This window comes from Sphaerisporangium sp. NPDC049457, from assembly GCF_055586705.1.
The window spans coordinates 299,115-318,879 of the sequence record NZ_JBVJHR010000009.1; the positions used below are offsets into that span (position 1 = coordinate 299,115).

The 19,765-nt window shown below is 70.9% G+C and carries 16 protein-coding genes; 10 read left to right on the forward strand and 6 right to left on the reverse strand.

Annotated features, from left to right (window positions below; translation table 11 throughout):
- Positions 1-13: 13 nt before the first annotated feature.
- Positions 14-655 (forward strand): FMN-binding negative transcriptional regulator, encoded by a 642-nt coding sequence (locus ACZ6QO_RS16815; RefSeq protein WP_465851580.1) that lies wholly within the window; start codon positions 14-16, stop codon positions 653-655.
- An 83-nt stretch (positions 656-738) separates the two neighbouring features.
- Here ACZ6QO_RS16815 and ACZ6QO_RS16820 read toward each other — a convergent pair whose 3' ends face one another.
- Together ACZ6QO_RS16820 and ACZ6QO_RS16825 are read right to left on the reverse strand one after the other, a co-directional pair.
- Positions 739-1,041 (reverse strand): MTH1187 family thiamine-binding protein, encoded by a 303-nt coding sequence (locus ACZ6QO_RS16820; protein ID WP_465851581.1) that lies wholly within the window; start codon positions 1,039-1,041, stop codon positions 739-741.
- Positions 1,042-2,331, reverse strand: coding sequence for a cryptochrome/photolyase family protein (locus ACZ6QO_RS16825; RefSeq protein WP_465851583.1), 1,290 nt, complete (start codon positions 2,329-2,331; stop codon positions 1,042-1,044).
- Positions 2,332-2,465: 134 nt separating this feature from the next.
- Here ACZ6QO_RS16825 and ACZ6QO_RS16830 point away from each other — a divergent pair, with 134 nt between their 5' ends.
- Together ACZ6QO_RS16830 and ACZ6QO_RS16835 are read left to right on the forward strand one after the other, a co-directional pair.
- Positions 2,466-3,407 (forward strand): MerR family transcriptional regulator, encoded by a 942-nt coding sequence (locus tag ACZ6QO_RS16830; protein ID WP_465851584.1) that lies wholly within the window; start codon positions 2,466-2,468, stop codon positions 3,405-3,407.
- Between the two features lie 143 nt (positions 3,408-3,550).
- The gene (locus ACZ6QO_RS16835) at positions 3,551-4,075 is read left to right on the forward strand and encodes an RNA polymerase sigma factor (RefSeq protein WP_465851586.1); all 525 of its coding nucleotides are present in this window, start codon (positions 3,551-3,553) and stop codon (positions 4,073-4,075) included.
- Between the two features lie 30 nt (positions 4,076-4,105).
- Here the strand turns inward: ACZ6QO_RS16835 and treZ are convergent, their stop codons facing one another.
- From treZ to ACZ6QO_RS16855, 4 genes are all read right to left on the reverse strand, one after another.
- A complete protein-coding gene (treZ, locus tag ACZ6QO_RS16840) occupies positions 4,106-5,887 on the reverse strand; it encodes a malto-oligosyltrehalose trehalohydrolase (RefSeq protein ID WP_465851621.1) in 1,782 nt (593 codons plus the stop codon).
- Positions 5,884-8,118 (reverse strand): malto-oligosyltrehalose synthase, encoded by a 2,235-nt coding sequence (gene treY / locus ACZ6QO_RS16845; protein ID WP_465851587.1) that lies wholly within the window; start codon positions 8,116-8,118, stop codon positions 5,884-5,886. Before treY ends, treZ begins: the two co-directional genes overlap by 4 nt.
- A gap of 143 nt (positions 8,119-8,261) precedes the next feature.
- Complete coding sequence (gene glgX / locus ACZ6QO_RS16850) at positions 8,262-10,367, reverse strand: glycogen debranching protein GlgX (RefSeq protein WP_465851588.1); 2,106 nt, start codon at positions 10,365-10,367, stop codon at positions 8,262-8,264.
- 404 nt (positions 10,368-10,771) lie between these two features.
- A complete protein-coding gene (locus ACZ6QO_RS16855; RefSeq protein ID WP_465851590.1) occupies positions 10,772-11,083 on the reverse strand; it encodes a hypothetical protein in 312 nt (103 codons plus the stop codon).
- Between the two features lie 383 nt (positions 11,084-11,466).
- On the opposite strand from ACZ6QO_RS16855, the gene ACZ6QO_RS16860 reads away from it, so the two are divergent.
- The 7 genes from ACZ6QO_RS16860 to ACZ6QO_RS16890 all read left to right on the forward strand — a co-directional run bounded on the left by ACZ6QO_RS16860 (position 11,467) and on the right by ACZ6QO_RS16890 (position 19,565).
- The gene (locus ACZ6QO_RS16860) at positions 11,467-12,312 is read left to right on the forward strand and encodes a helix-turn-helix domain-containing protein (protein WP_465851591.1); all 846 of its coding nucleotides are present in this window, start codon (positions 11,467-11,469) and stop codon (positions 12,310-12,312) included.
- Between the two features lie 141 nt (positions 12,313-12,453).
- Complete coding sequence (locus ACZ6QO_RS16865) at positions 12,454-12,645, forward strand: DUF397 domain-containing protein (RefSeq protein ID WP_465851592.1); 192 nt, start codon at positions 12,454-12,456, stop codon at positions 12,643-12,645.
- A 279-nt stretch (positions 12,646-12,924) separates the two neighbouring features.
- Positions 12,925-13,353 carry a large conductance mechanosensitive channel protein MscL gene (gene mscL / locus ACZ6QO_RS16870; RefSeq protein WP_465851594.1) on the forward strand — a complete coding sequence of 143 codons (429 nt, stop codon included), beginning with the start codon at positions 12,925-12,927 and terminating at the stop codon, positions 13,351-13,353.
- 86 nt (positions 13,354-13,439) lie between these two features.
- A complete protein-coding gene (locus tag ACZ6QO_RS16875; protein ID WP_465851595.1) occupies positions 13,440-14,507 on the forward strand; it encodes an LLM class flavin-dependent oxidoreductase in 1,068 nt (355 codons plus the stop codon).
- Between the two features lie 419 nt (positions 14,508-14,926).
- Complete coding sequence (locus ACZ6QO_RS16880; RefSeq protein ID WP_465851596.1) at positions 14,927-15,934, forward strand: LacI family DNA-binding transcriptional regulator; 1,008 nt, start codon at positions 14,927-14,929, stop codon at positions 15,932-15,934.
- Positions 15,935-15,944: 10 nt separating this feature from the next.
- A complete protein-coding gene (locus tag ACZ6QO_RS16885; protein ID WP_465851597.1) occupies positions 15,945-17,417 on the forward strand; it encodes a serine/threonine-protein kinase in 1,473 nt (490 codons plus the stop codon).
- A 507-nt stretch (positions 17,418-17,924) separates the two neighbouring features.
- Positions 17,925-19,565 carry a cellulase family glycosylhydrolase gene (locus ACZ6QO_RS16890; RefSeq protein WP_465851599.1) on the forward strand — a complete coding sequence of 547 codons (1,641 nt, stop codon included), beginning with the start codon at positions 17,925-17,927 and terminating at the stop codon, positions 19,563-19,565.
- Positions 19,566-19,765 lie beyond the last annotated feature (200 nt).

Here is a 19,765-nt window from a genome sequence, read left to right on the forward strand (position 1 = left end):
GCCCGGAGGGACCATGTACGTACCCCAGCATTTCGCCGCCCCCGGCTCCGCCGCCGTCTCCGAACTGCTGGACCGCGCCGGGGCCTCCGATCTGATCACGATGACCCCCCGCGGCATGGTCGCGACGCTCGTGCCGTTCGTGTTCGACCCCACCGCCGGAGAGCACGGCGCCCTGCACGGGCACCTCGCGCGCAACAACGAGCAGTGGCGGCACGCCTCCGGCGAGGCCGAGGCGCTGGTGATCGTCCGCGGGCCGGACGCGTACGTGACCCCCTCGTGGTACGCCGCAAAGCGCGAGCACGGCCGCGTCGTCCCCACCTGGAACTACGTGACCGCGCACGTCTACGGCCGGCTGGTCGCACACGACGACCCGGCCTGGACCGAGGCCCTGGTGCGGCGGCTGACCGAGAAGCACGAGGCGGCCCGGCCGGGCCCCTGGTCGGTGGACGACGCGCCGGACGCCTACATCCAGGGGCACCTTCGGGCCATCGTCGGCGTCGAGGTCGTCATCACCCGCGTCGAGGCGAAGTGGAAGCTCAGCCAGAACCGCGGCGCCGAGGACGTCGAAGGCGTGATCGCCGGACTGCGCGCCGGCGGCGCCGCAGAACGCGCGACCGCCGACGCGATGCGCGAGGTGGCGGGCCCCGAGGGCTGAGCGCCGAGGCGTCACCCGGCCGCAGGCGGGATCACGCCGAGCCCTGCCGCCGGCGGGTCATGCCGGGCCCTGCCGCCGGCGGGTCATGCCGGGCCCTGCTCCAGGTGGCGCTCCAGAGACTCGACCTTGGAGGTCATGGCGTCGGTCACCCCCTGGCGGACGTCGGCCTTCAGCACCAGGCTCACCCGCGGCGCGACCTCCGCGACCGCCTCGACGGCGCGCCTGACGACGTCCATCACCTCGTCCCACTCGCCCTCGACGGTGGTGAACATGGCGTCGGTGCTGTTGGGCAGGCCGCTCTCGCGGACCACGCGCACGGCCCGCGCCACCGGTTCCGCGACGCCCTCGCCCACGCCGAGAGGGGTCACCGAGAAAGCTACGATCATCTACTCATTGTCCAGGGCGATCAGCGGCGGCGGGTACCTGGGTGCCGACCCGTTCAGCTTCCACGGCTCGTGGATCGACTCCGCGGGCAGGTGCGCCAGCTCGGGGACGTACCGCCGGACGTACTCGCCGTCCGGGTCGAACCTCTTGGCCTGCCGTACGGGGTTGAGCACGCGGTTCGGCCGGGTGTCGTTCCCGGTGCCCGCCACCCACTGCCAGTTGCCCCAGTTGTCCGGGACGTCGGCGTCCAGAAGCAGGTCGGCGAAGTGCTCGCCGCCGATCCGCCAGTGGACGTTGAGCCGCCGGGTCAGGTAGGACGCGGTGATGAGGCGGGCGCGGTTGTGCATCCACCCCTCGGCCGCGAGCTGCCGCATGCCGGCGTCGACGATCGGCACGCCCGTCATCCCCTCCCGCCAGGCCTGCGCGGCGTCCCCGTCGTCGTTCCAGTCGACCTCCCGCTCGCGGTAGTCGCGCCGCGGCAGCTCCGGGAAGCTGAAGGCGACCTGGTAGTAGAAGTCGCGCCAGCAGATCTGGCGGATGAACGCGTCTCCACCGCACCGGCCCTCCGCGCGGGCGGCCACCTCCGACGGCGACACGCAGCCGAAGCGCAGATACGGGGAGAGCATGGACGTCCGCTCGCGCGGCAGGTCGTCGTGGCCGTCGGCGTATCCGGCGAGGCCGAGCGCCAGCCAGTGCTCAAGGCGCCAGCGGGCGGCCGTCTCACCGCCCCTCAGCGACCCGTGCGGCGGATGCGGCGGCGCGGGCAGATCCCCGGGCTCGACTCCCGGGGGCAGGCGGACCGCGCTCGGAGCCGGGAGGACGGACCGGTGGGCCGCGCCCGTCCAGGCTCGCCAGTACGGGGTGAAGACGCGGTAATGGTCCCCGCCGGCCGGCCGCAGCGCGTCGGGCGGCACGACGGTGACCCCCTGGTACAGCCGCAGGAGCAGCCGCCGGGCGTCGCAGGCCTCCGCGAGCCGGCGCTCGCGCCCGCGGGCGTACGCGCTGACGTCGGCGGAGGCGAACACGCCCTCCGCCCCGGTCTCGGCGGCCAGGCGCATCGTCTCGGCCACCGGGTCGCCGCCGCGCACCACCAGGTCGCCGCCGAGAACCCGAAGCGACAGGCGCAGGTCGTGCAGCGCCTCGATCAGGAAGTTCCGCCGGCACCGTCCCCGAATCGCGGGATCCAGCACGAACAGCGGCACCACCGTACGGGCCCGCGCGCACGCCTCGCTCAGCGCCGGGTGGTCGTGCACCCGGAGATCTCTGGTCAGCAGCACGATGACGGTGTCCACACCTGCCTCTTCGCGAAGTACCCGCGTCCGGTTGCGTCCAACGGCGCCCGTCATTGCGAAGTACCGGAGGAGGAGGGCCACCTTGCGGCGCGCCGCCCGCGGCGGGCGGGTGGGCGCGGGATCGTGGCAGGCGGATGGACGACGTGAACGGCCCGGGGGCCGGAGGGACCGAGCCTTCGGCCGAGGTGTCACCGGGCCTCGGCATCGGTGCGGTCGCGCGGCGCCTCGGGGTACCGGCGCCCACCCTGCGCACGTGGAACCTGCGGTACGGCATCGGCCCGAGTCAGCGCAGTCCCGGCGGGCACCGCCGCTACGACGCGGGCGACGTCGTGCGCCTGGAGGAGATGAGCCGCCTGGTCAAGGCGGGCGTGCCCCCCGCCGAAGCCGCCCGCGCGGCGCTGCGGCACCCCGGCGAGGTCACGCCGAGGCCGGCGGCTCCGGCACCCGCGCAGGACACGGCCTCGGTTCCCGGCGTCTCCGCTCTTGTCAGGGCCGTGCTGAACCTGGACGACGCGGCCGTGACCGCCGGGCTGGACGCCTCCATGGACCGGCACGGAGTTCCCTGGACCTGGGAACGGCTGGTCCTGCCGGTGTACGCGGCGGTCACCAGGCGGCAGGAGGGCTCCGGGGCCGGCATCGAGATCGAGCATCTGTTCAGCGAGCGGTTGCTGAGCGCGCTGCACCGGCGTGCCTCGCGGCCGAGGCGTCCGGCCCACCCGCGCGCCATCCTGCTCGCGTGCGCCGAGGACGAGCAGCACAGCCTGCCGGTGCACGCGCTGGCCGCCGTGCTGACCACCGAGCACGGCCTGGAGACGCGCGTCCTCGGCGCCCGCACCCCCTACTCCGCCCTGGCCGACGCGATGCGCCGCGTCGGACCGCTCGTCGTGTTCGTCTGGTCCCAGCTCGGCATCACCGGAGACCCGGCCCCGCTGCGGCGGCTCCCCGCGCTGCGACCGGCCAGCCGCGTCGTCGTCGGCGGCCCCGGCTGGTGGCACGACCGGCTTCCGTCCGGCGTCACCCACGTGTCCTCCCTGCGGACCGCCACCACCGAGATCATCGCCACCCTCGGACACTGACCACCCACCCACCGCCCACCGGCGCCGAGCGCCGCGGCAGTTGGGGGAATGCAGGGGCGGGGGTGGGGTGGGGTTGGTTGTGTGTGAGGAAGGGAGCGCATATGAATAGGTTTTGAGTAAGTTTCGCGACGAGGGTGGTCATCATGTCCGGCACACTCGGCATCCGGCTGGCGCAGGGGGACGAGGCCGCGCTGGCGGAGTGCTACAGCGCCCACGCGGCCCTGGTGGCCGCCTACCTGCGCAAGTTCGTCCCCGCGCAGGAGGTCGAGGACGTTCGGCAGGTGGTCTTCTCGGAGGTGTGGCGCTCGCGGCACCGGTACGACCCGGGCCGCAGCCTGGAGGGGTGGCTGCTCGGCATCGCCCGCAAGCGGGCCATCGACCATCTGCGGACGCGCACGTTCACGACGGTCCCGCTGGACAGCGTCGTGGAGCCCTCGGACGGGGACGGCCGGGACATCGCGGACCTGCTCGGCCGGCGCGACCAGGTCCGCCGGGCGCTCGACGTGCTGCCCGGGCCGCAGCGCGAGGCCATCGAACTGGCCTACTACGCCGACCTCACCCAGCGCGAGATCGCCGAGCGGCTCGACGTGCCGCTCGGCACCGTGAAGGCCAGGACGGCACGCGGCCTGCACCGCCTGTCGGCCATCCTGTCCCTCCTCGCCGCCTGACGGCCTTGGCGGCGGACGGAGCTTCGCCGGTCAGGTCTGGTGGATGACGGCGAGGGTGTGGGGTGGGAGGGAGAGTCCCTCGTCGGTGAAGGTGACCTTGGGGTCGGAGGCGAGCAGGATCGCGCCGGAGGCGACGGGGACGGTGACCGGCGCGTCGCCCAGGTTGGCGGCCACGCGATGGGCGCCGCGGCGGACGACGATCCACCGGCCCTCCTCGCTCACCTCGGCCGACACCCGGTCGAGCCGCGGGTCGGCGAGATCGGGACGCGACTTGCGCAGGGCGATGAGGTCGCGGTACCAGGTCAGCAGCTCGGCGTGCTCCGGGAACGACGGCTCGCTCCAGTCGAGCTTGGAGCGGTGGAAGGTGGCCTCGTCCTGCGGGTCGGGGGCCTTGGCGCCCCAGTCGTCGTAGCCGAACCCGACGAACTCCCGTTCTCTGCGCTCGCTCTCTCCCTGGGCCAGGTGCGGCTCCACGTGGTCGGTGAAGAACAGGAACGGCGTACCGGCCCCCCACTCCTCGCCCATGAACAGCATCGGGGTGAACGGCGAGGTCAGCAGCAGCCCGGCGCCGACCTTGAGCGCCTCACGCGGCAACCGGTCGCCCATCGCGCGGTTGCCGATCTGGTCGTGGTTCTGCAGGGCGCACACGAACCGGTGACCGGAGACGCGCAGCCGGTCGACCGGCCGGCCGTGGGTGCGCCCACGGAAGGTGGAGTAGGTGCCGTCGTGCAGGTAGGCCGAGGTCAGCACCTTGGCCAGCACCTCCATGGACCCGAAGTCGCAGTAGTACCCGTGCCGCTCGCCGGTGAGCGCCGAGTGCAGGGCGTGGTGCACGTCGTCGTCCCAGACGGCGGCCAGCCCGTAGCCGCCGGCCTCGCGCGGGGTGACCAGGCGCGGGTCGTTCATGTCGGCCTCGGCGATCAGCGTGAGCGGCCGGCCGAGCGCGGCCGACAGCGCGTCGACCTCGACGGCGAGCTCCTCCAGGAAATGGACGGCCCTGTTGTCGTGGAAGGCGTGCACGGCGTCCAGGCGCAGGCCGTCGATGTGGTAGTCGCGCAGCCACTGCACCGCGTTGCCGATGAAGTAGCGGCGCACCTCGTCGGAGTGCTTGCCGTCCAGGTTGACCGCCTGCCCCCAGAAGGAGGCCGCAGATTCGTGGAAGTAGGGACCGAACTGGGCGAGGAAGTTGCCGGACGGGCCGAGGTGGTTGTACACCACGTCGAGCAGCACGCCGATGCCCGCCCGGTGGCAGGCGTCCACGAAGCGCTTGAGCCCGTCGGGCCCGCCGTACTCCTCGTGCACCGCGTACAGGTCGACCCCGTCGTACCCCCAGTTGTGCCGCCCGGGGACGGGCGGGACCGGCAGCAGCTCCACGAAGTCGACGCCGAGCGCGACCAGGTGGTCCAGCCTGCCGATCGCCGCGTCGAAGGTGCCCTCGGCGGTGAAGGCGCCGACGTGCAGCTCGTAGATCACCGAGCCGGGCAGGTCGCGACCGCGCCACGCCTGGTCCCTCCAGGCGTACCGGTCGTGCTCGTAGACCCGGCTCGGCCCGAAGACCCCGTACGGCTGGCGCCGCGTCCGCGGATCGGGGAACGCCTCGCCGCCGTCGACGCTGAAGGCGTAGTCGGTGCCGTGCGTGGCGCCGGGCACCTCCGCCGACCACCAGCCGCCCTCGCCGCGGGTCAGATCGTGCCGCTCGGACCTGTCGATCTCCACCTCGACGCGGCCCGCCGTAGGAGCCCAGACCTCGAACATGTTCCTCCCCGTGGTGTCGGCGGCGGCCCCGCGGCGTCGGCGGGGCTCGCCTGCTATTCCTTTTCCAGCAACGCCACGGGATAACGCCCCAGCAGGTGGCCGAGTGGGATGCGTCCGGTGTGCCGTGCGCCGACCAGCAGGTCGCGCCAGCGTCCCGGCGGCAGCGTGACGGTCGCCCCGCCCCAGCCGCCGCGCCGTTCCAGACCGGCGGGCAGCCGCGTGGCCACCGCCACGGCGCGATCGCCGCGGGCGAAGGCGATCGCGTGGTCGCGGCCCGCGCCGGTCTCCCCCGTGGAGATCGGGATGTAGGGCGCCTCGCAGTCGAGCCGGCCGCGCAGCCGCAGCGCCGAGGAGGTGACGTGGAGCTTGGCGGCGTCCCAGCTGCCACAGCGCTCGGCCGCGGGCGCGGCGAGCAGCGAGCGCCGGTAGGCGTAGTCCACCGGCCGCCGGTTGTCCGGGTCGACCAGCGAGAAGTCGGTGGTCTCCGTGCCCTGGTACACGTCGGGGATGCCGGGCATCATGAGCTGCACCAGCTTCTGGCCCAGCGAGTTGACCCAGGCGTACCGGTCGACGCGCTCGGTGAACGCCGCGACCGACGGCCCGCAGACGTCGATCGCCCGCGCCGCGAAGTCACGGACGCCCTTTTCGTAGGCGTTGTCGGGGTTGATCCACGAGATGGAGGTCTTCGCCTCTCTGGCCGCCTTGAACAGGTAGTCGCTGAAACGTTCCACGCTGATCGGCCAGGCGGCCATGAGGTTCTGCCAGGCGAGGTAGTCGAGCCGGGGATCGAAGGAGACCCGCTCGGACCAGCCGGCGACCGCGTCGGCCCACTCGTCGTGCAGCTCGGACAGCACGGCGAGCCGGGCGCGGACGTCCTCGGCGCGCTTGGTGTCGTGGGTGGAGAGCGTGGTCATCGTGTGCGGCGCCATGCCGGCGCAGTAGGCGTGGAACTCCTCGGCGGAGACGCCGAACCGGTCGGGTTCGCCGCCGACCTCGTTGAGGCAGGCGAGGGGGTACCAGCGGTACAGGGCGGTGTCCTCCACGCCCTTGGCCATGACCGGGCCGCAGGTCTGCTGGAACCGGGTGACGGTCTCGGCCGGTCCGGACAGCACCAGCTCGACGGCCCGCTCGACCGCGGCGGGGTCGGCGTGCCGGGCCGCGTGCGAGGCGGCCTCGCGCAGCACCCGCACGGTCTCGGCGGGCGGCTCCTCGCCGGGCACGACGTACGCGCGGTACACCGGCATCGCGGCGAGCAGCTCGACCATCGCCTCGCGCAGCTCGGGGACCTCGCGGGTCAGCCGCTCGACCTCCCCGGCGAAGAACTGCGCCAGCACCTGCTTCTTCGCCTCGTAGCGCACCGATTCGTAGTCGCGGGGGAAGGCGGTGTTCCGGACGAACAGGTCCACCAGCGGCTCGGCGCCGGCCGGGTCGACGAACAGCCTGGTCACCATGTTGAGCGCGTCGTACCCGGTGGTGCCGTCGCACGCCCAGTCGTCCGGCAGCCGCTCGTCGTCGATGAGGATCTTCTCGGCCACCGTCCACACCGGGGCGCGCTCGCGGAGCCTGGCGAGGTAGCCGCGCGGGTCGGCCAGCCCGTCGGGGTGGTCCACCCGCAGCCCGGTGACCACGCCCTCGGCCACCAGCGACAGGATCACCTCGTGGGTCGCCTCGAACACCTCGGGGTCCTCGACGCGCAGCCCGATCAGCGACGAGACGTCGAAGAACCGGCGGTAGCCGGGCGGCTCGCGCCACCGCACGAGCCGGTAGTGCTGCTCGGACAGCCGCCCGCCGCTGCCCCGCCGTACGGGGAACTCGTGGTCGCAGTAGCGCAGGACGTCGCCGTCGGCCACCACCTCGGCCTCGACGTCGGTGTCGTCGCCCAGCACCGGCAGCGCGACCTTGCCCGCGCCGCCGGCCCAATCGATGTCGAACCACCGCGCCGAGGCCGCCTGCGGGCCGTGCGCGAGCACGTCCCACAGGCGCGCGTTGCCGGACTCGGGGACGGGCACGGTCATGTGGTTCGGCACGATGTCCACGACCAGCGGCAGCCCCGCCGCCGCCAGCCCGCGCAGCGCGTCCGGCCCGCCGAACTCCGCCCTGACGAGCGTGTGGTCGGTCACGTCGTACCCGTGCTGGGAGGAGGGCACCGCCTGGAGGATCGGCGAGAGGTAGAGATGACTCACCCCCAGCTCGGTCAGATAGCCGACCAGGGCCTTGGCCTCCCCGAACCCGAAGCCGGGGGTGAGCTGCAGCCGGTAGGTCGCCGTGGGCTTGGCCGGTCGGGTCACGTCGTGTCCCTTCGCGAATGTCGTCGAGGCATGCTTCGGGTCGGTCCGGGTTGCTCGGTCCGGATTGAGCGGTCCGGGTCGGTCCGGGTCGGGTCGGCGCGGCGCGCGGCTCCGGTGAACGGTTCGCGCGCCGCGCGGCGGAGTCAGGCGCGGCGCAGCACGCGGACCGAGCGGCCCTCCACCGGCACCTCCTCCTTCGCCCGGTACAGCTTGGTGTCGATGGCGATCGGCACGGCGGTGTCGATCTCGGGGACCCACGCGTCGCCGAAGTCCTTCGGGATCGTGAAGCGGATCGTCTCGTGGTGGGCGTTGAACATCAGCAGGAACGAGTCGTCGACGACCCGGCGGCCGCGGCGGTCGGGCTCGGTGATGGCCTCGCCGTTGAGGAAGACGCACAGCGACCGGGCGTAGCCGTTGTGCCAGTCGGGGTCGGTCATCTCGTTGCCCGCAGGAGTGAGCCAGGCGATGTCGGTGAGCTCGTCGCCCGACCCGCGCACCGCGCGGCCGAAGAAGAACCGCCTGCGCCGGAACACCGGGTGGTCGCGCCGCAGCCGGGCCAGCCGCTGGGTGAACTCCAGCAGCAGCCAGTTCTCCCTGATGTCGGACCAGTCGACCCAGCTGATCTCGTTGTCCTGGCAGTAGGCGTTGTTGTTGCCGAGCTGGGTGCGGCCCAGCTCGTCGCCGTGGGAGAGCATCGGCACGCCCTGCGACAGGAACAGCGTGGTGAGGAAGTTGCGCTTCTGCTGCTCGCGCAACGCCTCCACCGCGACGCCGCCGGGGCCCTCCTCGCCGCAGTTCCACGAGCGGTTGTCGTCCGTGCCGTCGCGGTTGCCCTCGCCGTTGGCCTCGTTGTGCTTGTGGTCGTAGGACACCAGGTCGCGCAGGGTGAAGCCGTCGTGGCAGGTGACGAAGTTGATGGACGCCGCGGGGCGGCGGCTGTCGTCCTGGTAGAGGTCGCTGGAGCCGGTGAGCCGGGAGGCGAACTCCGGCAGCGCGGCCGGCTCGCCGCGCCACATGTCGCGGATCGTGTCGCGGTAGCGGCCGTTCCACTCGGTCCAGCGGGGCGGGAAGTTGCCCACCTGGTAACCGCCCGGCCCGACGTCCCACGGCTCGGCGATCAGCTTGACCTGGCTGAGCACGGGGTCCTGCTGGACCAGGTCGAAGAACGCCGACAGCCGGTCGACCTCGTGCAGCTCACGGGCCAGGGTCGAGGCGAGGTCGAAGCGGAACCCGTCCACGTGCATCTCGATGACCCAGTAGCGCAGCGAGTCCATGATCATCTGAAGGGTGTGCGGAGACCGCATCAGCAGGCTGTTGCCCGTGCCGGTGGTGTCCATGTAGTAGCGCTGGTCGTCGTCGACGAGCCGGTAGTAGGCCTCGTTGTCGATGCCGCGCATGCTGAGCGTCGGCCCGAGGTGGTTGCCCTCGGCCGTGTGGTTGTAGACGACGTCGAGGATGACCTCGATGTTCGCCTCGTGCAGGGCCTTGACCATCGCCTTGAACTCCAGCACCTGCCCGCCCCGCTCGCCGGAGCTCGCGTAGGCGTTGTGCGGGGCGAAGAAGCCGATGGTGTTGTAACCCCAGTAGTTGGTCAGGCCGCGCTGCTCCAGCGTGTCGTCGGTGACGAACTGGTGCACCGGCATCAGCTCGACCGCGGTGACCCCGAGACCGGTGAGATGGTCGATGATCTCCGGGTGCCCGAGGGCGGCGTAGGTGCCCCTGATGCGCTCGGGGATGCGCGGGTGCTGGATGGTGAGCCCCCGGACGTGCGCCTCGTAGATCACCGTGTCGTGGTACGGCGTCGCCGGGGGGCGGTCGTGCCCCCACCCGAAGAAGGGGTTGACCACGATGGACTTCGGCACGTAGGCGGCCGAGTCGGTGTCGTCGCGGCTGTCGGGCTCGCCGAAGCGGTAGCCGTACACGGCCTGGTCCCACTTCACCGACCCCTCGATCGCCTTGGCGTAGGGGTCGAGCAGCAGCTTGTTGGGGTTGCAGCGCTGCCCGCGCGCCGGTTCGTAGGGCCCGTGGACGCGGTAGCCGTAGCGCTGCCCCGGCCCGATGCCGGGCAGGTAGCCGTGCCACACGAAGCCCTCGCACTCGGTGAGGGGTACGCGTTCCTCCTTGTTGGCGTCGTCGAAGAGGCAGAGCTCCACGCGCTCTCCCACCTCGGTGTAGAGCGCGAAGTTGGTTCCCGCCCCGTCGTACGTAGCCCCGAGCGGATAGGGGTCGCCGGGCCAAATCTCGATCATGTCACCACCCGGATAGGGATTTGCCCCATGTTCTCCTGACCATGCTTCTTGCCGCAGCTCAGTGCGCCATATCACTTGGCACAGGAGGACATCGTGCACTGTTCCGATGGACCTGCTGTCCGCGACGCCACGCCGACCCAGGATGCCGAGCGATCCGCGCAGCCCGTGTCAGGCTACTTGACCCGCAGGTCGGGACCCTCGGGGACACTCGGACGGCGAAAGGACGGTCATCGGGCACGGTCACGAGGATGGGACATGCCGCCGACCGGGCGGATTAAACAAAGGTGACCGAAGCGACACCGGGCGATGGACGCCATGGGGCGCCGACGGGACGCTATTGGGCGAGACTTGCCGACGCGGTTCGAAACGGCGTCAAGCGCCCGGTACGACCCCGCCGTACCGGGTCAGGCGCTCTTCTTGGCGGCCGGCGGCGGCTCGAAGAAGTTGAGCAGCCCTTCCCCCTTGCAGGTGCGGCACGGACGGCCGCCCTCCCCCCTGCCGTTCCCCCCGCAGGTGCAGCAGACGACCACCCGGTCGAACCGGGGGTCGCGGTAGGTGTGGCGCGTCCGGCGCCGGACGATCGCCCAGCCCTGGACCCACGCGAAGCCGTCGAGTTCAGCGAAGAAGGCGTCGCTGAGCTCCCAGTTACGGGCGAGGGCGTGCTCGCGTATATGGGTCCACAGGGTTACGGCGACCCCGGCGGGGCTCACATTCATAGGGATCAGGTCCTCTCGCGGTGGTCGGGAGCCGGTCGATGCCCCCACCACCGGACCCGGCCTCAACGCCCCCCGGAACGCCGCCCCTCCGCCGCCCGCTCGCGGGCCGGACCCATCCCCCTCCCGCAGGGGATGACCACCCCGCGAGGAGCGGCTCGTAAGGGGGTGACGTCCTCTCTGTAGGGGCTAACCTTACGTTTACCCGTGTTCATGCCAAGAGCAACCGCCATTGGCAATTGCCACAGGAAAGTATCCTCGGCGAACAACCGTCTGCCCATAGGGCATGAGTAGTGTGCGCCGTATCAGTACGGAGGAGACTCGGCATCAGCGGTGACCGCGCACCCGATGAGACGATCACCGCGGCAAGGCGAGGTGATCAGACAATGGCCGGGATCAATCCGTCCCTCCGGCACCACCAGGTCGCCACCCGGCTGCGAGCGCTGAGGATGGACGCCGGCCTCACCATGAAAGAGGCGGCTGAGCGGCTGGAGTGCTCGGTGGCCAAGATCAGCCGCCTGGAGACCGCCGCGCGAGGCGTCATACCGCGGGACGTGCGCGACCTGTGCGCCATCTACGGCGCCGACCCGGCCGAGGCCGCCACACTGATCGCGATGGCGCGCGAGGCGCGCGCGTCGGAATGGTGGGAGGAATACCCCGACGAGAGGTTCCGCACTTTCATCGGCCACGAGGCGGACGCCGTATCGATCTTCTCCTACGACACCGGCATATTTCCTGGAATCGTGCAGACCCCGGGATACGCGCGGGCCATCATCAGAGGGGTGGCCGGGAGAATCAGCGCCGACACCCTCGCCAAGCGCGTCGAGTTGCGCATGCGCCGACAGGACATCCTACGCAAAAATGACCCGCCACGCCTGCACATCATCGTCGACGAGTCCGCGCTCCACCGCCGCGTCGGCGACGAGAAGGTAATGCACGACCAATTGTCGCACCTGCTCGCCCTCGCCGAGCATCCGCACATGAACCTGCAGGTCATCCCGTTCAGCGCGGGCGCCCACAAAGGGCTGAACGAGACCTTCACGCTGCTCGAGATGGCCGATCCCATTTCCGACGTGGTGTATCAGGAAGTGGGCGGGCGAATCGAGTACTTCCGCAAAGAGAAGGAGCTGCGGTCGTATCGTCAGCTCATCGACCACCTGCGCATCGTAAGCCTCGGACATGACGCGTCTCGCGGGCTCATCGGGGAAGTGTCGCAGAAGTACACGCCCTGATTCAAGGGCTTGATCGGGCGTTTTCAATGATCTTCTGATGGCATAATGACCGGATACGGACATCCCTCCGGGGTGATCCGGTCACTTCGACAACCACCAGGGGAATTCATGGGGTTCTCATCATCCTTGCATGATACCGGCGTGCAATGGCGCTCCGCCAGCCAGTGCAACGCCGAACATTGTGTCGAGGTCGCCGCCACCGGCGGTCACATAGCGATCCGGGACTCGAAGGATCCCGACAGTCCCGTGCTCATGTACACCGAGGACGAGTGGCAGGCCTTCATTGCCGGGGCCAAGGAAGGCGAGTTCGACCTGCGCACGCTCTCCGAATAGCAAAGAGCCGGGCTGAAACGCGGCCGGAGGCGGGACGGCGCCACCCGTCTCCGGCTTTCCCCGGCCGTTCCTCATCGCCCGCCCGTCCCCGTCTTAATGCCCGCCAATATCGTCACGGCGACGAATTCTCGATACCAGCGCGTCTTCGCCCGCCCCCGCGTAATGGACCGGTCCGCGGCCACCTGAACAACGGACGCGGCGCCGCCGCCGGGTTTGCGCGAAGATGGGCGGGCAGCCGACGGACCCGTGGCTGTGACGCTCCCCCCGGAGGATCCGAAGATGGGTGGATTCAAGAAGTTCCTGATGCGCGGCAACCTGGTCGAGCTGGCCGTGGCGGTCGTGGTCGGCGCCACCTTCAGCGGGCTGGTGCAGGCGCTGGTGGCCGATCTGGTCACCCCGCTGATCGGCGCGGTGACCGGCGGCAGAAACCCCGACTTCTCCAAGTACCAGTTCACCGTCAACGGCTCGGTGTTCAAGTACGGGGACTTCGTCAACCACCTGCTGTCGTTCCTGATCATCGCTGCGGTGATCTACTGGCTGGTGGTGATGCCGATGACCCGGCTGATCTCCTTCTTCGACCGGGACAAGAAGAGCACCGAGAAGCAGTGTCCCGAGTGCCTGAGCGACATCCCCGTCGACGCGCGCCGCTGCGCGTTCTGCACCTCCGAGCTCGTCACGGTCCCCGCCGACGACCGCCCGCCGGCGTGAGCCCCGGCGCCGCCTCGCCCGCGCGGAATCCTCGGTGATCCCGCGCATAGAGGAATAGGGGTACTCCATGGCGGGTTGAGGGGGTTGTGAGTGATCTGATCCGTGGAGTCGCCCGTGGCGAGGCGAGCGTCCCGTTGTCCATCCTCGACACGGCGACCGTGGGATCGGGGGACACGCCGGCCGACGCCCTCCGGACCACCACCGAACTGGCCCGCCGCGCCGAGAAGTGGGGCTACCACCGGTTCTGGGTGGCCGAGCATCACGGCATGCCGAACGTCGCCAGCTCCTCACCCGCGGTGATCCTGGCCCACCTCGGCGCCAATACGCGCGAGATCCGGCTCGGCTCCGGCGGCGTGATGCTGCCGAACCACGCTCCGCTGGTGGTCGCGGAGCAGTTCGGCACGCTGCACGCGCTGCACCCCGGGCGCATCGACCTCGGTCTCGGCCGGGCCCCCGGCACCGACCAGGCGACGGCCCGGGCGCTGCGCCGCTCGGCCACCCCGGACGCCGACGACTTCCCCCAGCAGCTCGCCGAGCTGACGGCCTTCCTCGACGACGCCCACCCCGCCGGAGATCCCTACGAGCACATCAGGGCCATTCCCGGCCAGGCGAGCGCCCCCGGCTTCGGCCGGCCGCCGATCTGGCTGCTCGGCTCCAGTGGTTTCAGCGCCCAGCTCGCGGGTCTGCTCGGCCTGCCGTTCGCCTTCGCCCACCACTTCAGCGCCGCCAACACCATCCCCGCGCTGGAGCTGTACCACCGGACGTTCCGGCCCTCGGACGTGCTCGACAAGCCCTACGCGCTGATCGGCGTGAGCGCGGTCGCCGCGGACACCGCCGAGGAGGCGCTGCGCCGGGCCAGGACCACGGCGCTCAGCATGCTGCGGCTGCGGCGCGGGCGGCCCGCCCCGCTGCCGACGCCCGAGGAGGCGGAAGGTTATCCCTACACCCCGGCCGAACGGCAGTTCGTCGACGACTGGCTGTCCAACGTCGTGTACGGCGACGCGGCGACCGTCCGTGCGGGCCTTGAGTCTCTGCGCGACCGCACGGGCGCGGACGAACTTATGATCGTTACGGGGGTGCACGGGGGCGCGGCGCGGATCCGCTCATTCGAGTTGATCGCCGAGGCATACGGGACAAAGGACATCAGCCGTTAAGGGTCGCTTGTAACGACAAATCGCTCATACCACTCATTGAGCCAGTAAGGCCGATAGACGTCTCAGGCCGGATGGAACGGAACAACCACCCGCCAGAGACTTGAGGTAACGCTGCGGTAACACTTGCGCCCGCGTGGGCGCGTCGCCCGCAGGGCCGTCGGCATGCCCAAGGGTGGCTGAGCAGGCCGCCCGGCCGGCGGCGCCCCCCGACGCGCCCCCGCCGGGCCGGCCGGCCGCCCCCGGCGGAGCAGGAATCTCTGACAGGGACCTTTCTTCGCATGGAATATGTCCGTAACATCGCCTCCAGACCGGGCGTGGAACATTTACCGGAAACATCTGTTGACACGCAAGAAACACTGTTATTGTAATGGGAGCGCTCCCACGCCTTCGCGATTTACCTTGAAAGCGGAGGAAGCCGGATGGCTGACCAGCCCACGCTTGCCCAGGTAGCAGCCGAAGCAGGGGTCTCCCCCGCCACGGCCTCACGAGTGCTCACCGGCTCCGTCCGCGTGAGCACCTCCACCCGCCGTCAAGTCCACGACGCAATGTCACGTCTTGGGTACGTACGGCATCGCGCGCCGCGGGGGACGTCCGCTCGGCGGTCCGACCAACTGGTCGCGGCCGTCATCTGCGAACACACCCAGCGCATGTTCTCCGAGCCCTTCTACGCGCGGCTGCTCTCCGCGGCGGACGAGGTGTTCACCAGCTATGGGGTGCCGTTCGTCGTGATGACCGCCACGCCGGCCACCTCGACGATCGCCGCTCCGCCGCTGGTGACGGGCTCGTTCGACGGCGTCCTGCTCGCAGGCGCCCGCGAACGACATCCTCTGGCCGTCACGCTGGCAGCCTCCGGCATCTCGGTGCGCAGCGCCGGGCGTCCACCGGACGGCATCGACCTGCCGTTCGTCGACATGGACAACATGGACGGGGCCCGTCAGGCGGCGGAACACCTGCTGCTGACCAACCGGAGGGCGATCACGGTGATCGCCGGACCGCCCACGCTGCCCGGCGCCCGCGACCGCCTCGACGGCTTCCTGCGGACGCTGCACGCCGCGGGGATGAACGACGTCCCCGTGGCCTACGGCGACTTCACCCACGCGTCAGGGGCCCACGCCATGCAGTGGCTCCTGCAGCGGTCGCCGCATCTGGACGCGGTGTTCGCCGCCTCCGACCCGATGGCCGCCGGCGCCATGCAGGCCCTGCGGCGCGCGGGCCGCCGGGTGCCCGACGACGTGGCCGTGGTCGGTTTCGACGACGCCCCGCTCGCCAGGCACACCTCACCCACGCTGACCACCGTCCGGCAGCCGGTCGAGGAGATGGCCGTGCTCGCCGCCAGGATGCTGCTCATGTCCATCACATCGGAGGACGACGTCCCGCACGGCAACCCCATACTTCCCACGGAGCTGGTGGTACGTGAATCAACTTGATTCGGGGGGCATGCGGGAAGGCGATGTGCTCACGCGCCGGTATCGGCTCGTCGAGCAGATCGCCTCGGGGGGGATGTCCGCCATCTGGCGGGCTTTCGATCAGTCACTGCACCGCACCGTCGCGATCAAGGTTCTCGACGGCTGTGTCGGGGGCGACCACGGCGGGCGCGACCTGATCCGGAGGGAGGCGCGGGCGACCGCCCGCCTGATCCACCCGGACGCCATCGAGGTGTACGACTACGGCGAGACGGTCACCGCCAGGGGCAGGCTCGCCGCGTACGTCGTGATGCGCCTGCTCGACGGACGGCCGCTCTCCGAGCGCATCTGCGAGGAAGGCCCCCTGCCCTGGCGGGAGGCCGCGGTCATCGGAGCCCGGGTGGCGATGGTGCTCGCGGCCGCTCACCAGCGCGGCATCGTCCACAGGGACGTCACCGCGGAGAACGTCCTGCTCACTCCCGAGGGCGCCAAGCTGCTCGACTTCGGGATCGCGGCGTTCGTCGGCGAGGAGGTCGACCAGCGGCTGGCCGACTTCGGCACGCCTCCGTACGTGGCGCCGGAACGCCTCACCGGCACCAGCGTCCACCCCGCCGTCGACGTGTACGCGCTCGGTGTGCTGCTCTTCGCGATGCTCACCGGCGCGCACCCCTACCCGGAGACGACGTGGGAGGCGCTGGAGGCGGCCTGCCGCACCGGCCCCCCGCCGATCCCCCAGGTGCCCGGCCTGCCGCCGGAGGTGGCCGCCCTGTGCGCGAGCTGCCTGGCGCAGGACCCGGGCGACCGGCCGACGGCCCAGTACGTGGCCGAGACGCTCACCGCGTCGCTGAGCGCCTCGCTCATGGCCGGCAGGGAGACGGCGACCTGGATGCGGCGGGCGCGGATGGCCTCCATCGCCGCCGTCACGCTGACGACCTGGACCGCGGCGCTGCTGTGGATCCAGCGCGACACGCCACCGCCCGTCACGGCGGCGGCCATCGTCACCAGGGCGCCGGAGGCCGTGCAGGCGACGCCCACGGTGACCGCGCGTCCCCCGCGGAACACCGGCGCGCGGGAGGCGCCGATCTCCGAGGAGACCGGAGAGGTTTCGGCGAGGTCATCGGCCACGCCGGCCCCGTCACTGCTCGCCTCGGAGCCGCCGGCACCGTCGAAGGCGCCGCCTGTCCCGGCGCGTTCGGCGGCCGCCCAGCGGCGGAACCCTGAGGCGGCGCGGCCCGCCCCGCCGACGCTCACGCAGGCGGTGGGACGGTTCGACGCCACGCTGCGGGCCGGTGAGACCGTCGGGTCCATCCGCGCCGACGTGGCCCTCGACCTGCGGCAGGTGGTGCACAACCTGCTGCAGTCGCTGGACGACCCGGTGGGAGGCCTGGCGGACGTCCGCAAGAAGCTCGACGACCGGGAACGTGAGGGCGCCCTCACCTCCGCGGTCCGCGAGGAGCTGGAACGAGGGCTCGCGCTGATCGGCGCCGCGCTCCAGCACAGCGCCTGAACCACCGCGCGCCGAACGGCCGCCGGGCGTCCGCGCCGGCGGCCGTTCGCGTGTTCCGCCCGATCCGCCGGCGGTCCACGTGATGCGGTCCGCCGGAAACCGGAATTCTTCCTTTTATGGACACCACCATTTACTGGATAAGCCCGCGCACCGGATGGCGGAGCGTGGATAATATGCGCCCCGCTGTCCGAGTTCCTCCTCTTGACAAGCGTGACTTGACAACGATCTCCCGTACAGATGTTCGGAGGCCGTCGGCGAGTGCCCCTGGAGGCCGTCAAGTGGGAGCGCTCCCAACTCTGGAGGCCCTTTCCGGCCCCGGTCCGCCCTCCGAGGCGAGGTTTCGACGATGAAAGTTACAACGGACCGCGCAGGTCAGCGAGGGACCCGTTCGGCTCCCGGTTGACGTGCCGGAAAACCGGGCCGAAGCATGACCAGCGCGACCAGGCCGTACACCCGACGGCCTCGCCCTACCGGCCGTCGCGTCCCCTCAGCCGTGAAGGAAACCCGATGAGATCTCCATGGAGCGGCAGGAGGTGGAAGGCCGCGTTCACCGCGGTCGTGACCACCGCCGCCGCCACCGCGCTGGCCGTCACCCTCGGCTCCGCACCCGCCCAGGCGGCCGGCGGCACCGGTACCGGCTACCTGCACACCAACGGCAACAAGATCGTCGACAGCACCGGCGCCACCGTCCGGCTGACCGGCATCAACTGGTTCGGCATGGAAACCGATAACAAGACCTTCCACGGCCTGTGGGCGAACAACCCCTGGAGGAGCCAGCTCGACCTCATGGCGAGCCTGGGCTACAACACCATCCGGGTGCCGTTCTCCGACGACGCCATCAAGCCGGGCGCGGTCGCCACCAGCGTGAACACCTACTCCAACCCCGACCTGGTGGGCCTGTCGCCGATCCAGATCCTCGACAAGGTCGTCGACTACGCCGGCGCCAAGGGGATGCGCATCATCCTCGACCGGCACCGGCCGACCTCGGCCGGCCAGACGGCGCTCTGGTACACCGCCGCCGTGCCGGAGAGCACCTGGATCAACGACTGGAAGTCGATGGCTCAGCACTACGCGGGCAACACGACCGTCATCGGCGCCGACCTGCACAACGAGCCGCACGCGGACGGCACGGAGCCCAACAGCACCGGCTCGTGCTGGGGATGCGGCGACACCGCCCGCGACTGGCGGCTCGCCGCCGAGCGGGCCGGCAACGCCATCCTGTCCGTGCAGCCCAACTGGCTCATCTTCGTCGAGGGCGTGAGCTGCCCGAGCGGCGGCAACGCCAACGCCTGGGACAACATCCCCGACGAGCCCTGCGGCTGGTGGGGCGGCAACCTCTCCAAGGCCAGGGACTACCCCGTGCGGCTGAACGTGGCCAACCGGCTCGTCTACTCCCCGCACGAGTACGCCACCTCGGTGTTCCACCAGACGTGGTTCGACGACCCGAGCTACCCGGCGAACATGCCCGCCATCTGGGACAAGTTCTTCGGCTACCTGTACAAGGAGAACATCGCGCCCATCATGATGGGCGAGTTCGGCACCACGCTCTCCAGCAACATCGACAAGGTGTGGCTCCAGGAGCTGATGAAGTACACCGGGACCGGGGTGAACGGCATGTCCTTCACCTACTGGTCGTGGAACCCCAACTCCGGCGACACCGGCGGCATCCTGAAGGACGACTGGGCGACGGTCGACCAGGCCAAGCAGAGCATCCTTCAGCCCTACCTGATCCCGCCCGTGGGCGGCGGCACCTCGACGCCCACCCCGACCCCGACTCCCACGCCGACCCCCACCCCCACGCCGACGCCGACCCCGACTCCCACTCCCACTCCCACGCCGACTCCGACGTCCTCCGTCTGCGGGACGACGTACAAGATCATCAACTCCTGGCCCGGCGGCTTCCAGGCCGAGCTCAACATCAAGAACAACGGCACGTCGGCCTGGAACAACTGGACGGTGAGCTGGACCGTGCCCTCGGGGGTGACCCTCGTCAGCGGCTGGAACGCCACGCTCACGCAGAGCGGGACGACCTTCACCGCGAAGGCGCCGAGCTACGCCGGCGGTCTCTCCCCCGGGCAGTCGGTCTCCGTCGGCTTCACCGCCAACGGTTCCTCCACACCGGCCCCGACGGCCTTCGTCTGTTCCTGACGCACGAAGGGGCACCCGTCCCGGACGACGACATCCGGCACACGTCCTGGACGACATCCGGCACACGCCCGGGTGACCACCCCGCACTCGTCTGAGTGACCAGCCCCGCGGGGGGGGGGGGGGGGGGGGGGGGGGGGGGGGGGGGGGGGGGGGGGGGGGGGGGGGGGGGGGGGGGGGGGGGGGGGGGGGGGGGGGGGGGG

Excerpts from the sequence above, each read along its gene's own strand:
- ACZ6QO_RS16815 (WP_465851580.1), top strand. The coding sequence starts at position 14 with ATGTACGTACCCCAGCATTTCGCCGCCCCCGGCTCCGCCGCCGTCTCC.
- ACZ6QO_RS16855 (WP_465851590.1), bottom strand. The coding sequence starts at position 11,083 with ATGAATGTGAGCCCCGCCGGGGTCGCCGTAACCCTGTGGACCCATATA.
- mscL (WP_465851594.1), top strand. The coding sequence starts at position 12,925 with ATGGGTGGATTCAAGAAGTTCCTGATGCGCGGCAACCTGGTCGAGCTG.
- ACZ6QO_RS16880 (WP_465851596.1), top strand. The coding sequence starts at position 14,927 with ATGGCTGACCAGCCCACGCTTGCCCAGGTAGCAGCCGAAGCAGGGGTC.
- ACZ6QO_RS16835 (WP_465851586.1), top strand. The coding sequence starts at position 3,551 with ATGTCCGGCACACTCGGCATCCGGCTGGCGCAGGGGGACGAGGCCGCG.
- ACZ6QO_RS16830 (WP_465851584.1), top strand. The coding sequence starts at position 2,466 with ATGGACGACGTGAACGGCCCGGGGGCCGGAGGGACCGAGCCTTCGGCC.
- ACZ6QO_RS16820 (WP_465851581.1), bottom strand. The coding sequence starts at position 1,041 with ATGATCGTAGCTTTCTCGGTGACCCCTCTCGGCGTGGGCGAGGGCGTC.
- ACZ6QO_RS16860 (WP_465851591.1), top strand. The coding sequence starts at position 11,467 with ATGGCCGGGATCAATCCGTCCCTCCGGCACCACCAGGTCGCCACCCGG.
- ACZ6QO_RS16885 (WP_465851597.1), top strand. The coding sequence starts at position 15,945 with ATGCGGGAAGGCGATGTGCTCACGCGCCGGTATCGGCTCGTCGAGCAG.
- glgX (WP_465851588.1), bottom strand. The coding sequence starts at position 10,367 with ATGATCGAGATTTGGCCCGGCGACCCCTATCCGCTCGGGGCTACGTAC.
- ACZ6QO_RS16890 (WP_465851599.1), top strand. The coding sequence starts at position 17,925 with ATGAGATCTCCATGGAGCGGCAGGAGGTGGAAGGCCGCGTTCACCGCG.